This window comes from Pseudomonas sp. 20-5 (assembly GCF_056782835.1).
Window position 1 is genome coordinate 5,134,808 of the sequence record NZ_CM165584.1, and the last position, 12,672, is coordinate 5,147,479.

Annotated in this window: 12 protein-coding genes; 7 read left to right on the forward strand and 5 right to left on the reverse strand. The window is 64.0% G+C overall.

Annotated features, from left to right (window positions below; all coding sequences use genetic code 11):
* Positions 1–66: 66 nt before the first annotated feature.
* The 7 genes from AC1RB9_RS23690 to pilE are packed head-to-tail and all read left to right on the forward strand — an operon-like array spanning position 67 to position 6,800.
* Positions 67–573 carry a GspH/FimT family pseudopilin gene (locus AC1RB9_RS23690; RefSeq protein WP_003102598.1) on the forward strand — a complete coding sequence of 169 codons (507 nt, stop codon included), beginning with the start codon at positions 67–69 and terminating at the stop codon, positions 571–573.
* On the forward strand, positions 564–1,121 hold the full coding sequence (pilV, locus tag AC1RB9_RS23695; protein ID WP_003119423.1) for a type 4a pilus minor pilin PilV: 558 nt from the start codon (positions 564–566) through the stop codon (positions 1,119–1,121). Before AC1RB9_RS23690 ends, pilV begins: the two co-directional genes overlap by 10 nt.
* On the forward strand, positions 1,118–1,942 hold the full coding sequence (gene pilW / locus AC1RB9_RS23700; RefSeq protein ID WP_003119422.1) for a type 4a pilus minor pilin PilW: 825 nt from the start codon (positions 1,118–1,120) through the stop codon (positions 1,940–1,942). The genes pilV and pilW overlap by 4 nt, the downstream gene beginning before the upstream one ends.
* Positions 1,939–2,526 (forward strand): type 4a pilus minor pilin PilX, encoded by a 588-nt coding sequence (gene pilX / locus AC1RB9_RS23705; protein WP_003112826.1) that lies wholly within the window; start codon positions 1,939–1,941, stop codon positions 2,524–2,526. The genes pilW and pilX overlap by 4 nt, the downstream gene beginning before the upstream one ends.
* Positions 2,527–2,537: 11 nt before the next feature.
* Positions 2,538–6,029: a type 4a pilus biogenesis protein PilY1 gene (gene pilY1 / locus AC1RB9_RS23710; RefSeq protein ID WP_003102607.1), complete on the forward strand. Its 3,492-nt coding sequence runs from the start codon at positions 2,538–2,540 to the stop codon at positions 6,027–6,029.
* Position 6,030: 1 nt separating this feature from the next.
* Positions 6,031–6,378 (forward strand): type 4a fimbrial biogenesis protein PilY2, encoded by a 348-nt coding sequence (gene pilY2 / locus AC1RB9_RS23715; RefSeq protein ID WP_003102609.1) that lies wholly within the window; start codon positions 6,031–6,033, stop codon positions 6,376–6,378.
* Positions 6,375–6,800, forward strand: coding sequence for a type 4a pilus minor pilin PilE (pilE, locus tag AC1RB9_RS23720; protein ID WP_003094721.1), 426 nt, complete (start codon positions 6,375–6,377; stop codon positions 6,798–6,800). Before pilY2 ends, pilE begins: the two co-directional genes overlap by 4 nt.
* A gap of 46 nt (positions 6,801–6,846) precedes the next feature.
* Here pilE and ispH read toward each other — a convergent pair whose 3' ends face one another.
* From ispH to ribF, 5 genes are all read right to left on the reverse strand, one after another.
* Positions 6,847–7,791 (reverse strand): 4-hydroxy-3-methylbut-2-enyl diphosphate reductase, encoded by a 945-nt coding sequence (gene ispH, locus AC1RB9_RS23725; protein ID WP_003094724.1) that lies wholly within the window; start codon positions 7,789–7,791, stop codon positions 6,847–6,849.
* 85 nt (positions 7,792–7,876) lie between these two features.
* On the reverse strand, positions 7,877–8,317 hold the full coding sequence (fkpB, locus tag AC1RB9_RS23730) for an FKBP-type peptidyl-prolyl cis-trans isomerase (RefSeq protein ID WP_003102613.1): 441 nt from the start codon (positions 8,315–8,317) through the stop codon (positions 7,877–7,879).
* Positions 8,310–8,819: a signal peptidase II gene (gene lspA, locus AC1RB9_RS23735; protein WP_003094728.1), complete on the reverse strand. Its 510-nt coding sequence runs from the start codon at positions 8,817–8,819 to the stop codon at positions 8,310–8,312. The genes fkpB and lspA overlap by 8 nt, the downstream gene beginning before the upstream one ends.
* The gene (ileS, locus tag AC1RB9_RS23740; RefSeq protein WP_003102617.1) at positions 8,812–11,643 is read right to left on the reverse strand and encodes an isoleucine--tRNA ligase; all 2,832 of its coding nucleotides are present in this window, start codon (positions 11,641–11,643) and stop codon (positions 8,812–8,814) included. Before ileS ends, lspA begins: the two co-directional genes overlap by 8 nt.
* 23 nt (positions 11,644–11,666) lie before the next feature.
* Complete coding sequence (gene ribF / locus AC1RB9_RS23745; RefSeq protein ID WP_003102619.1) at positions 11,667–12,605, reverse strand: bifunctional riboflavin kinase/FAD synthetase; 939 nt, start codon at positions 12,603–12,605, stop codon at positions 11,667–11,669.
* Positions 12,606–12,672 lie beyond the last annotated feature (67 nt).

A 12,672-nucleotide genomic window follows, 5' to 3' on the forward strand; every position in this document is an offset into this window, starting at 1 on the left:
CGACCGCAAGACGCTCCCAGGCCCGTTTGGCATGCTTTCCAGGCGTAGACCCCCTGGAGCAACCGCATGTCATATCGTTCCAACTCGACCGGCTTCACCCTGATCGAGTTGCTGATCATCGTCGTCCTGCTGGCCATCATGGCGAGCTTCGCCATTCCGAACTTCAAGCAGCTGACAGAACGCAACGAACTGCAGAGCGCCGCCGAGGAACTCAATGCGATGCTGCAGTACGCTCGCAGCGAAGCCGTGTCCCAGAGGCGCGCGATCAGCATCCAGGCGCTGAAGGACAAGGACTGGGGCAAGGGCCTGAGCATAGGTGTCCTGGCCTCCGGCTCGATCGCCGCGCCCCTGCGCAAACACGACGGCTTCCGTGCCGCCACGCTGACAGCGAAGGAAAAGAGCGCCGTGGAACATCTGACCTTCACGGCCAACGGTACCCTCGTACCGCCAACGGAACGAACCTTCGCCATCTGCCAGAACGGCAAGACCGACGGGGGCCGCGTGCTGAGCATCAGCCAGGCCGGCCGGATCCAACTCGAACCTTCCTCCAAGGCGCCCCAGTCATGCTATTGAAATCGCGACACAGGTCGCTGCACCAATCCGGCTTCAGCATGATCGAAGTGCTGGTCGCCCTGCTGCTGATCAGCATCGGCGTGCTGGGCATGATCGCCATGCAGGGCAAGACCATCCAGTACACCGCCGACTCGGTCGAGCGCAACAAGGCAGCCATGCTCGGCAGCAACCTGCTGGAAAGCATGCGGGCGAGCCCGAAGGCGCTGTACGACGTCAAGGACCAGATGGCCACGCAATCCGACTTCTTCAAGGCCAAGGGGTCGGCGTTCCCCACCGCGCCGTCCTCCTGCACGCCATTGCCCGACGCGATCAAGGACCGCCTGGGATGCTGGGCGGAACAGGTGAAGAACGAACTGCCAGGCGCTGGCGACCTGCTGAAGAGCGACTACTACATCTGCCGCAGCTCAAAGCCGGGCGACTGCGACGGCAAGGGCTCCATGCTGGAAATCCGCCTTGCCTGGCGCGGCAAGCAAGGCGCCTGCGTCAACGCCGCCGACAGCAGCGCCGACACCTCCCTCTGCTACTACACCCTCAGGGTCGAGCCATGAGCATGAACAACCGCTCCCGACGGCAATCGGGCCTGTCCATGATCGAACTACTGGTGGCCCTCGCCATCAGCAGCTTCCTGATTCTCGGGATTACCCAGATCTACCTGGACAACAAGCGCAACTACCTGTTCCAGCAAGGCCAGGCAGGCAACCAGGAAAACGGACGCTTCGCCATGATGTTCCTGGACCAGCAACTGGCCAAGGTGGGTTTCCGTAGGCGTGCGGACGACCCCAACGAGTTTGCCTTCCCGGCGCAGCAGAAAACCGCCTATTGCGAGGCATTCAAAGCCGGCTCGACCCTGGTGCCCGCCGTGGTCAAGGCCGGCCAGAGCGGATTCTGCTACCGCTATCAACCGGCGCCAGGCGAAGCCTACGACTGCGAAGGCAACTCGATCACCACCCCTAGCGATCCCTTCGCTACCGCCCAGGCCATCACCGCACGCGTTCTGTTCGTTCCCGCGACCGCCGATGTCCCCGGCAGCCTCGCCTGCTCCGCGCAGACAATCAAGGAAAAAGGCCAGGAGATCGTCAGCGGCCTGGTCGACTTCAAGCTCGAGTACGGCGTCGGCCCGACCATGGCCGGCAAACGCGAGGTGGAAAGCTTCGTCGAACAGGCCAACATCGCCGACCGTCCGGTGCGTGCCCTGCGCTACTCCGCGCTGATGGCCAGCGACAAGAACCTGCGCCAGGGCGACAGCAAGACCCTGGACGATTGGATCACGCTCTACCCCTCGTCCAAGACCAGCCTGCAAGGCAATGACAAGGACCGCCTCTACCAGATCGCCAAGGGCAGCCAGACACTCAGGAATCTCGTGCCATGAACAACTTCCCTGCACAACAGCGCGGCGCCACGCTGGTCATCGCCCTGGCGATCCTGGTGATCGTCACCCTGCTGGCGGTCTCGAGCATGCGCGAAGTGGTACTGGAAAGCCGCATCACCGGCAACGTCATCGAACAGACTCGCTTGCAGAACGCCGCCGAGTCCGGACTCCGCGAAGGCGAGCGGCGCTTCGTCAACACCCTGCGTCCGCCGGAGCCCGGCACCGGTTGTACGGCCGACAACGTGGCCCGCCCCTGCCTGCTGGACCTCGCCGCGCTGAACCTGAAGCTGGCGGACACCCACCAGAATCCGGTCGGCGTGCTGAAGGGCATCGCCAATACCTGGATGAGTTACCGCGGCAGCGACATCAGCAGCGCGACCACCGCGGGCACGCTCTACAGCGTGCAGTGGAACAACCTGCCCATTCCCTCGGGCGGCCAGGTCAACGAAGCGGAAAGCCCCGAATACGGCAACCTGATGCGCGGCATCGGCACCTTCTACTACGAGACCAATAGCGTCGCGCGCAACCAGACCAACAGCGAAACCGTCCTGCAGACCGTTCTCGCCCGTCTCTATACCAACTGATCGAGCCTCGCATGAAATCGGTACTCCACCAGATCGGCAAGACCTCGCTGGCAGCCGCGCTCAGCGGCGCCGTCCTGCTCTCCGCCCAGACCACCCACGCCGCCGCCCTGTCGGTCAGCCAGCAGCCGCTGATGCTGATCCAGGGCGTCGCCCCGAACATGCTGGTGACTCTCGACGACTCGGGCAGTATGGCTTATGCCTATGCACCGGATAGCCTGGTCAACAGCCGCAACAACGTCTATTTCGCGTCGAACAGCTACAACCCGATGTACTTCGACCCGAATACCCAGTACAAGCTGCCGAAAAAGGTGACCCTTTCCAATGGCCAGATCCAGGTGCAGGACTATTCCAAGCCCAGCTTCACCGCGGCATGGCGCAACGGTTTCACTCAGGAAGGCCGGGTAAACCTTTCCCGTGACTACAGGCCAACGGTGCAGTACCAGGGCGGATCGGGAGCAGGCACCGAGTCCAGCATCGACTGGTACGGGGCTCCTGCCTTCTACTACCAATACAGCGGGGGCCGCGGTTGCAGCCTCACCACTTCGAGTTGCTACACCCGTGTGGAAATCAGCGGCGCGGCCCAGCAGCAGAACTTCGCCAACTGGTACTCCTTCTATCGTACCCGCGCCCTGGCCACCCAGACCGCCGCTAACCTGGCGTTCTACAGCCTGCCTGAAAACGCCCGGATCAGTTGGCAACTACTGAACAGTTCCTCGTGCCTGATCGGCAGTGGCTCCAGTAACTGTTACAACAACTACCTGAGAGACTTCACCGGGCAACATCGGGTGAACTTCTTCAACTGGCTGGAGAACCTGTCGGTCGGAGGTGGTACTCCGCTGCGTCAGGCCATGACTCGAGCAGGGGAGTTTCTCAAGAAGACCGGCGTCAACGGCCCCTATGCCTATCGACCTGGTACCCAGACCTCGCCGGAATACAGCTGCCGTGGCAGCTATCACATTCTGATGACCGATGGTCTTTGGAACAACGACTCGGCCAGCGTAGGCAATGCCGACAGCACGAGTCGTAGCCTCCCCGATGGCAAGAGCTACAGCAGCCAGACGCCTTACAGGGATGCTGCGTCCAATACCCTGGCCGACCAGGCCTTCCATTACTGGGCCACCGATGCCCGGCCGGATATCGACGACAATATCAAGCCGTACATTCCCTACCCGGACCAGGCCAATCCCTCGGCGGAGTACTGGAATCCGCGCAACGATCCGGCGACCTGGCAGCACATGGTGACCTATACCCTGGGCCTGGGCCTGACCACCAGCCTCACCAGCCCGAAGTGGGAGGGTTCCACCTACTCCGGCGGCTATGACGAAATCGCCGCCGGGCGCCTCAGCTGGCCGAACGCTTCGAATAACCATAGCAACAACGTCTATGACCTGTGGCACGCCGCAGTGAACTCCCGGGGCGAGTTCTTCAGCGCCGACTCGCCGGACCAACTGGTCGCAGCCTTCCAGGACATCCTCAACCGAATTTCGGGCAAGGACCTGCCGGCATCCCGCCCCGCCATCAGCTCGTCCCTGCAGGAAGACGACACTGGCGACAAGCTGACCCGCTTCGCCTACCAGACCAGCTTCGCCAGCGACAAGAACTGGGCTGGCGACCTGACCCGCTACAGCCTGACCACCCAGGACAAGGCCACCGTGCAGACCAAGCTGTGGAGCGCGCAGAGTATCCTCGACGCGATGCCCAACGGTGGAGCTGGCCGCAAGATCATGATGGCCGGATCCGGTACCTCGGGCCTCAAGGAGTTCACCTGGGGCAGCCTCAGCGCCGACCAGCAGCGGCAGTTGAACCGCGATCCGGACCGCAACGATGTCGCCGACACCAAGGGCCAGGACCGAGTGGCCTTCCTGCGTGGCGATCGCAGCAAGGAGAACAGCGACAACTTCCGCACCCGCAACTCGATCCTCGGCGATATCATCAACTCCTCGCCGGCGACGGTCGGCAAGGCCCAGTACCTGACCTACCTGGCCCAGCCGATCGAGCCCAGCGGCAACTACTCCACGTTCGCAGAAGCACAGAAAACCCGTGCCCCGCGGGTATACGTCGGCGCCAACGACGGCATGCTGCACGGTTTCGATACCGACGGTAACGAGACCTTCGCCTTCATCCCAAGCGCGGTCTTCGAGAAGCTCCACAAGTTGACCGCCCGCGGCTACCAGGGCGGCGCCCACCAGTTCTACGTCGACGGCTCGCCGGTGGTCGCCGACGCCTTCTTCGGCGGCGCCTGGCATACCGTGCTGATCGGCAGCCTGCGCGCCGGCGGCAAGGGTCTGTTCGCCCTCGACGTGACCGACCCCGCCAACATCAAGCTGCTCTGGGAAATCGGCGTGGACCAGGAGCCCGACCTTGGCTACAGCTTCCCCAAACCCACGGTCGCCCGGCTGCACAACGGCAAGTGGGCCGTGGTCACCGGAAACGGTTATTCCAGCCTGAACGACAAGGCCGCGCTGCTGATCATCGACCTGGAGACCGGGGCCATCACCCGCAAACTGGAAGTCACCGGCAGGACCGGCGTACCCAACGGTCTATCCAGCCCTCGCCTGGCAGACAACAACAGCGACGGCGTAGCCGACTACGCCTACGCCGGCGACCTGCAAGGCAACCTCTGGCGCTTCGACCTGATCGCCGGCAAGGTCAACCAGGACGATCCGTTCAGCCGAGCCAACGACGGCCCGGCGGTGGCCTCGAGCTTCAGGGTGTCTTTCGGTGGCCAGCCGCTCTATTCGGCGGTCGACTCCGCCGGCGCGGCGCAAGCGATCACCGCCGCGCCCTCGCTGGTTCGCCATCCGACACGCAAGGGCTACATCGTGATCTTCGGTACCGGCAAGTACTTCGAGAACAGCGACGCCCGGGCCGATACCAGCCGCGCCCAGACGCTCTACGGCATCTGGGACCAGCAAACCAAGGGCGAAGCCGCGGGCAGCACACCCCGACTGACGCGCGGCAACCTGCAGCAGCAGACCCTGGACCTCCAGGCCGACTCGACCTTCGCCTCGACCGCTCGCACCATTCGCATCGCCAGTCAGAACCCGGTCAACTGGCTGAACAATGACGGCAGCACCAAGCAGTCCGGCTGGTATCTGGACTTCATGGTCAACGGCACCCTGAAGGGCGAGATGCTGATCGAGGACATGATCGCCATCGGCCAGGTGGTGCTGCTGCAAACCATCACCCCGAACGATGACCCCTGTGCCGACGGCGCCAGCAACTGGACCTATGGCCTCGATCCCTATACCGGCGGTCGCACCAGCTTCACCGTGTTCGACCTGGCACGCCAGGGCGTCGTGGACTCGAAATCCGACTACAGCTACAACAAGCAGAACGTCGCGGTATCCGGTACCGAGCAGAAAGGCCTGGGAGGCTTGACGCTGAGCACCAACGAACAGGGCAATCCGGAAGTCTGCTCCTCGGGCGAATGCCTGACCGTGAACCCCGGTCCGAACACCCGTGGCCGCCAGAACTGGCGCCCCATCGAAGGAAAGAACTGATATGAAAGTGCTGCCTATGCTGCTGGCCCTGGCCGTTCCCGGCCTCTGCTGGGCCGAAGATCCCCAGACCTTCGAAGGCGCTGGCGTGGTCTTCGAAGTCCAGGTCGAGAAGAACCTGGTGGACATCGACCACCGGCTCTACCGCCTGCCCAACAGCACCGTCAGGAACGGCATGCCCAGCCTGTTTCAGGTCAAGCCGGGCTCCGTGGTGTCCTACTCTGGCACCGTCAGCCAGCCGTGGTCCACCATCACCGATATCTACATTCACAAACAGATGAGCGAACAGGAGCTGGCCGAGATGATCGAGAAAGAACAGCCCCGCCAGGACGGGGAGGAGCAGCCCCGATGAGGACAAGACAGAAGGGCTTCACGTTGCTGGAAATGGTGGTGGTAGTGGCGGTGATCGGCATCCTCCTCGGCATCGCCATTCCCAGTTACCAGAACTACGTGATCCGCTCCAACCGCACCGAGGGCCAGGCGCTGCTCTCGGACGCGGCCGCGCGCCAGGAACGCTACTACTCGCAGAACCCCGGGGTCGGCTACACCAAGGACGTGGCCAAGCTGGGCATGAGTTCGGCCAACTCGCCGAACAACCTGTACAACCTCACCATAGCGACGCCCACCAGCACCACCTATACCCTGACCGCCACGCCGATCAACTCGCAGACCCGCGACAAGACCTGCGGCAAGCTGACCCTCAATCAGCTCGGCGAACGCGGCGCAGCCGGCAAGACCGGCAACAACAGCACCGTCAACGACTGCTGGCGCTGAAACGAAAGAGCCCCTCTACAAGAGGGGCTCTTTCATTGCGCACGGTTCACAAAGCCTTGACCCGCAGTTCCTTGGGCATCGAGAAGGTAATGTTCTCCTCCCGCCCCTCCAGTTCCTGCTCCTCCGACGCCCCCCACTCGCGTAGCTGGGCGATCACGCCGCGCACCAGCACTTCCGGCGCGGAAGCGCCTGCGGTGATTCCGATGCGACGCACACCGTCGAACCAGCCGCGTTGCATGTCCTCGGCGCCGTCGATCAGGTAGGCCGGCGTGCCCATCCGCTCGGCGAGTTCGCGCAGGCGGTTGGAGTTGGAACTGTTGGGGCTGCCCACCACCAGGACCATGTCGCACTGGTCGGCCAGTTCCTTCACGGCATCCTGGCGGTTCTGGGTGGCATAGCAGATGTCGTTCTTGCGCGGTCCCTGGATCTGCGGGAACTTGGCGCGCAGGGCATCGATGACCTTCGAGGTGTCGTCCATCGACAGGGTCGTCTGGGTCACGTAGTGCAGGGCTTCGGGCTTGCGCACCTCCAGCGCGGCGACGTCGGCCTCGTCCTCCACCAGGTAGATGGCACCACCGTTGCTGGCATCGTACTGGCCCATGGTGCCTTCCACCTCGGGGTGCCCTTCATGCCCGATCAGCACGCATTCGTGGCCGTCGCGGCTGTAGCGCACCACTTCCATGTGCACCTTGGTCACCAGCGGGCAGGTCGCGTCGAAAACCTTCAGGCCGCGCCCCTCGGCTTCCTTGCGGACCGCCTGGGAAACGCCGTGGGCGCTGAAGATGACGATGACGTTGTCCGGCACCTGATCGAGTTCCTCGACGAAGATGGCGCCGCGCTGGCGCAGGTTGTCCACGACGAACTTGTTGTGCACCACCTCGTGACGCACGTAGATCGGCGGGCCGAAGACATCGAGGGCACGGTTGACGATCTCGATGGCGCGATCCACGCCGGCGCAGAAGCCGCGGGGATTGGCGAGTTTGATTTGCATGGCGGTCTCGTGGGCGACGCGGTGATTGGACGAATGAACCTTGCTACCGCCCTCCCCGCTTGGGAAGGGCGCAGCGACCGACGGTTCAGGCCGGCTGGACGTCAATGATCTCGACTTCGAAGGCCAGGGTCTTGCCGGCCAGCGGATGATTGAAGTCGACGGTCACCTGCTGCTCATCGAACGCCTTGACCACGCCCGGCAGTTCGGTCTTGGCCGCGTCGTTGAAGATCACCAGCAGGCCCTCGGCCAGCTCCATGTCCTGGAACTGATCGCGCGGCATGATCTGCACGTTCTGCGGATTCGGCTGGCCGAAGCCCTGTTCGGGAAGAATGCTCAGGGTCCGCTTGTCGCCAGCCTTCAAGCCGAACAGCGCCTGTTCGAAGCCCGGCAGCAGGTTGCCGTCGCCGACCTTGAACGAGGCCGGCTGCTTGTCGAAGGTGCTGTCGACGACGTTGCCGTCCTCCAGCTTGAGGGCGAAATGCAGGGTGACGCGGCTCTCCTGGCCAATGCGGGTCGACTCAGCCATGGGCGGCTTCTCCGGATTTCTTCGATCTGAACATGTCGAGCGCCAGCATGACGGCGCCGACGGTGATGGCGCTATCGGCCAGGTTGAACGCCGGGAAGTACCAGCGGTTCTGCCAGTGCACCAGGATGAAGTCCACCACGTGGCCAAGGACCATGCGGTCGTAGAGGTTGCCCAGGGCGCCGCCGAGCACCAGCGCCAGGGCGATGGCCAACCAGGTCTCGCCTTTCTTCAGGCGTTTCAGCCAGACCACCAGGATCGCGCTGACGACGATGGCGATCAGGGCGAACAGCCAGCGCTGCCAGCCCGAGCTGTCGGCCAGGAAGCTGAAGGCGGCACCGGTGTTGTAGGCCAGGGTCCAGCTGAACAGATCGGGGATCACCACGATCTGCTGGTACATGCTCAGTTCGGCCTGGAAGAACGCCTTGCTGAGCTGGTCGAGGACGAACACCAGCACGGTGATCCACAACCAGGGCAAGCGCCCGAAACGATCGACCTCAGGCATAGTGGCGAACCTCGCCGCTGCCTTCGATGTTCTCGATGCAGCGACCACACAGGTCAGGATGCGCAGCGTGCTGACCGACGTCCTCGCGATGGTGCCAGCAACGACCGCACTTGGCGTGGGTCGACTTGACCACTTTCAGCTTGAGGCCGGCGACTTCGCTGTCCACCGCGTCGGCCGGAGCCGCCGACAGCGGCGCCAGGGTCGCGGTCGAGGTGATCAGGACGAAGCGTAGCTCGTTGCCCAGCTTGGCCAATTGGGCCTGCAGCGCGTCTTCCGCATACAGGGTGACCTCAGCCTGCAGGTTGCCGCCCACGGCCTTGGCCGCGCGCTGGTTCTCCAGCTCCTTGTTGACCGCGGCCTTCACCGCCATGACCTGTTCCCAGTACTGGCGATTCAGCGTCACGTCGGCCGGCAGTTCGCTGAGGCCGTCGTACCAGGTGGCGAGCATTACCGACTCGGCGCGCTCGCCGGGCAGGAACTTCCAGACTTCCTCGGCGGTGAACGCCAGGATCGGGGCGATCCAGCGCACGAGGGCCTCGGCGATGTGGAACAGTGCGGTCTGGCAGGAGCGCCGGGCGACGCTGTTGGCGCCGGTGGTGTACTGGCGGTCCTTGATGATGTCCAGGTAGAACCCGCCCAGCTCCTGTACGCAGAAGTTGTGCACCTTGGAATAGACGTTCCAGAAGCGGTACTCGCGGTACGCCTCTTCGATCTCGCGCTGCAAGAGCAGGGCGCGGTCGACCGCCCAGCGATCCAGGGCCAGCATTTCCTGGGGCGGCAGCAGATCCGTGGCCGGATCGAAACCGTTCAGGTTGGACAGCAGGAAGCGCGTGGTATTGCGGATCCGCCGGTAGGCATCGGCGCTACGCTGGAGAATCTGCTGGGATACCGCGATCTCGCCCGAGTAATCGGTCGAAGCCACCCACAGGCGCAGGATGTCGGCGCCCAGGGTATCGATGACGGTCTGCGGCACCACGGTGTTGCCCAGCGACTTGGACATCTTGCGGCCGGACTCGTCGACGGTGAAACCGTGGGTCAGCAACTGGCGGTACGGCGCATGGTTGTCGATCGCGCAGCCGGTCAGCAGCGAGGAGTGGAACCAGCCACGGTGCTGGTCGGAACCTTCCAGGTAGAGATCGGCGACCGGGCCGCTGGCATGGCCGATCCGGTGGGAACCACGCAGCACGTGCCAATGGGTGGTGCCGGAGTCGAACCAGACGTCCAGGGTGTCGTTGATCTTCTCGTACTGCGCGGCCTCCTCGCCGAGCAGCTCGGCGGCGTCGAGCTTGAACCAGGCTTCGATGCCTTCCTTCTCGACTCGCTGCGCGACCTCTTCCATCAGCTCCACGGTGCGTGGATGCAGTTCGCCACTGGCCTTGTGCAGGAAGAACGGGATCGGTACGCCCCAGTTGCGCTGGCGCGAGATGCACCAGTCGGGACGCCCGGCGATCATTCCGTGCAGGCGCGCCTGGCCCCAGCCCGGGACGAATTCGGTCTGGGTGATGGCTTCCAGCGCTCGCTCGCGCAGGGAAGCACCCTGCCTGGGCTGCTTGTCCATGCCGACGAACCACTGCGCGGTGGCGCGATAGATCAGCGGCGTCTTGTGCCGCCAGCAGTGCATGTAGCTGTGATTGATGGTTTCGTGGGCCAGCAGGCTGCCGACCTCTTCCAGCTTGGCCACCACGTTGGGGTTGGCCTTCCAGATGAACTGGCCGCCGAAGAACGGCAACGAGTCGACGTAGACGCCGTTGCTCTGCACCGGGCTGAGGATGTCGTCGTTGCTCATCCCGTAGCGCTTGCAGGTATAGAAGTCGTCTTCGCCGTAGGCCGGCGACGAGTGGACGATACCGGTGCCGGCATCGAGGGCCACGTAGTCGGCCAGGTAGACCGGCGACAGGCGCTCGTAGAACGGATGGCGGAAGTTGATCAGTTCCAGCGCCTCGCCCTTGGCGGTGGCGACCACCTTGCCCTCGCGCTGGTAGCGCGCCAGGCAGGACTCGACCAGGGCCTCGGCCAGCACCAGGTAGCGATCGCCGGCATCGACCAGCGCGTAGTCGATCTCCGGATGCACGTTCAGCGCCTGGTTGGCGGGGATGGTCCAGGGCGTGGTGGTCCAGATGACGATCTGCGCCGGCTTGTCCAGGGCCGCCAGGCCGAAGGCCGCGGCCAGCTTGTCGGCATCCGCCACCGGGAAGCCGACGTCGATGGTCGGCGACTTCTTGTCGGCGTACTCGACCTCGGCCTCGGCCAGCGCCGAACCACAGTCGAAGCACCAGTTGACCGGCTTCAGGCCCTTGAACACGAAGTCCTGCTTGACCATTTCCGCGAGGGCGCGGATTTCGTTCGCCTCGTTGGCGAAATTCATGGTCTTGTAGGGGTTGTCCCACTCGCCGAGCACGCCCAGGCGGATGAAGTCGGCCTTCTGCCCTTCGATCTGCTCGGCCGCGTATTCGCGGCACAGTTCGCGGGTCTTGTCCGCCGGAAGATTCTTGCCGTGGGTGGTCTCGACCTTGTGCTCGATGGGCAGGCCGTGGCAATCCCAGCCCGGCACATAGGGCGCGTCGTAGCCCGCCAGGGTCTTGGAGCGGACAATGATGTCCTTGAGAATCTTGTTGACCGCGTGACCGATGTGAATGCTGCCGTTGGCGTACGGAGGGCCATCGTGCAGGACGAACTTCGGACGGTCGCCGCCAATGGCCCGCAGCTTCTGGTACAGACCGATGTCGTTCCAGAACTTCAGGGTTTCCGGCTCGCGCTGGGGCAGGCCGGCTTTCATTGGGAAGGCGGTTTCCGGAAGGTTTAGCGTCGCTTTGTAGTCGGTCATCTCAGGGCCTGTTCAGGATCTCTTCAATCAAGCGGTTGGCCCAGCCAGTAGGCCCGGGCGGCGGCGATATCCGCGAGAATCGCCGCCTTGAGTGCCTCCAGGGAGGCAAAACGCTGCTCGTCGCGCAGCTTCTGGTGGAAGGTCACCTGCAGATGCCGGCCGTATAGATCGCCGGCGAAATCGAGCAGGTGCACTTCCAGATGGGGACGGCCGTCGCCGTTCACCGAAGGGCGGGTGCCGATGTTCGCCACCCCCTGGCAACGCTGGCCATCGACCAGCGTACTGACCAGGTAGACCCCGTTCAACGGCGCCTTGCGCCGTTTCAGTTGAATGTTGGCCGTGGGCGAGCCCAGTTGCCGGCCGAGTTTCTGTCCATGCAGGACCCGTCCGCTCAGGCTGAAGGGACGCCCCAGAAGGCGCTCGGCGAGATGCAGGTCGCCCTCGGCCAGGGCCTGGCGGACCCGCGTGCTGCTCACCCGCACACCGTCCAGTTCGACGGTGGTGGCCGCCTCGACGGTGAACCCCTGCTCGCGACTGGCGTTCACCAGGAAGGCGAAGTCACCGGAGCGGTCGCAGCCGAAACGGAAATCGTCGCCCACTTCAAGATGCCGCACCGCCAGTCCATCGACCAGGACCTGGCGGACGAACTCGGCTGCCGACAGCTCGCGCAAGCGGCGGTTGAAGGCCAGGCAGAGCACCACGTCGACGCCCTGCCCACGCAGCAACTCGAGTTTCTCGCGCAGGCGGGTCAGGCGCACCGGCGCCGAATCGGGGGAGAAGAACTCGCGCGGCTGCGGCTCGAAAATCACCACGCAGCTGGGTACGCCCAGCTCCAGCGAGCGCTCGCGCAGACGCGCCAGGATAGCCTGGTGCCCGAGGTGGACGCCGTCGAAGTTACCGATGGTGGCGACGCAGCCCCCGGCCAGGGGCTGCAGGTTGTGTAGTCCGCGAAGCAGCTGCATAGCACGCTTATTGCTCAGAAAGTGGTCGATTATACGCGTACCGGGCGCCGGACAACAGGCAAAACGG

Bases quoted from the DNA above. Each gene is read 5' to 3' on its own strand.
- pilE (WP_003094721.1), top strand. From the start codon at position 6,375: ATGAGGACAAGACAGAAGGGCTTCACGTTGCTGGAAATGGTGGTGGTA.
- ileS (WP_003102617.1), bottom strand. From the start codon at position 11,643: ATGACCGACTACAAAGCGACGCTAAACCTTCCGGAAACCGCCTTCCCA.
- ispH (WP_003094724.1), bottom strand. From the start codon at position 7,791: ATGCAAATCAAACTCGCCAATCCCCGCGGCTTCTGCGCCGGCGTGGAT.
- pilW (WP_003119422.1), top strand. From the start codon at position 1,118: ATGAGCATGAACAACCGCTCCCGACGGCAATCGGGCCTGTCCATGATC.
- AC1RB9_RS23690 (WP_003102598.1), top strand. From the start codon at position 67: ATGTCATATCGTTCCAACTCGACCGGCTTCACCCTGATCGAGTTGCTG.
- fkpB (WP_003102613.1), bottom strand. From the start codon at position 8,317: ATGGCTGAGTCGACCCGCATTGGCCAGGAGAGCCGCGTCACCCTGCAT.
- pilV (WP_003119423.1), top strand. From the start codon at position 564: ATGCTATTGAAATCGCGACACAGGTCGCTGCACCAATCCGGCTTCAGC.
- lspA (WP_003094728.1), bottom strand. From the start codon at position 8,819: ATGCCTGAGGTCGATCGTTTCGGGCGCTTGCCCTGGTTGTGGATCACC.
- pilX (WP_003112826.1), top strand. From the start codon at position 1,939: ATGAACAACTTCCCTGCACAACAGCGCGGCGCCACGCTGGTCATCGCC.
- pilY1 (WP_003102607.1), top strand. From the start codon at position 2,538: ATGAAATCGGTACTCCACCAGATCGGCAAGACCTCGCTGGCAGCCGCG.
- ribF (WP_003102619.1), bottom strand. From the start codon at position 12,605: ATGCAGCTGCTTCGCGGACTACACAACCTGCAGCCCCTGGCCGGGGGC.
- pilY2 (WP_003102609.1), top strand. From the start codon at position 6,031: ATGAAAGTGCTGCCTATGCTGCTGGCCCTGGCCGTTCCCGGCCTCTGC.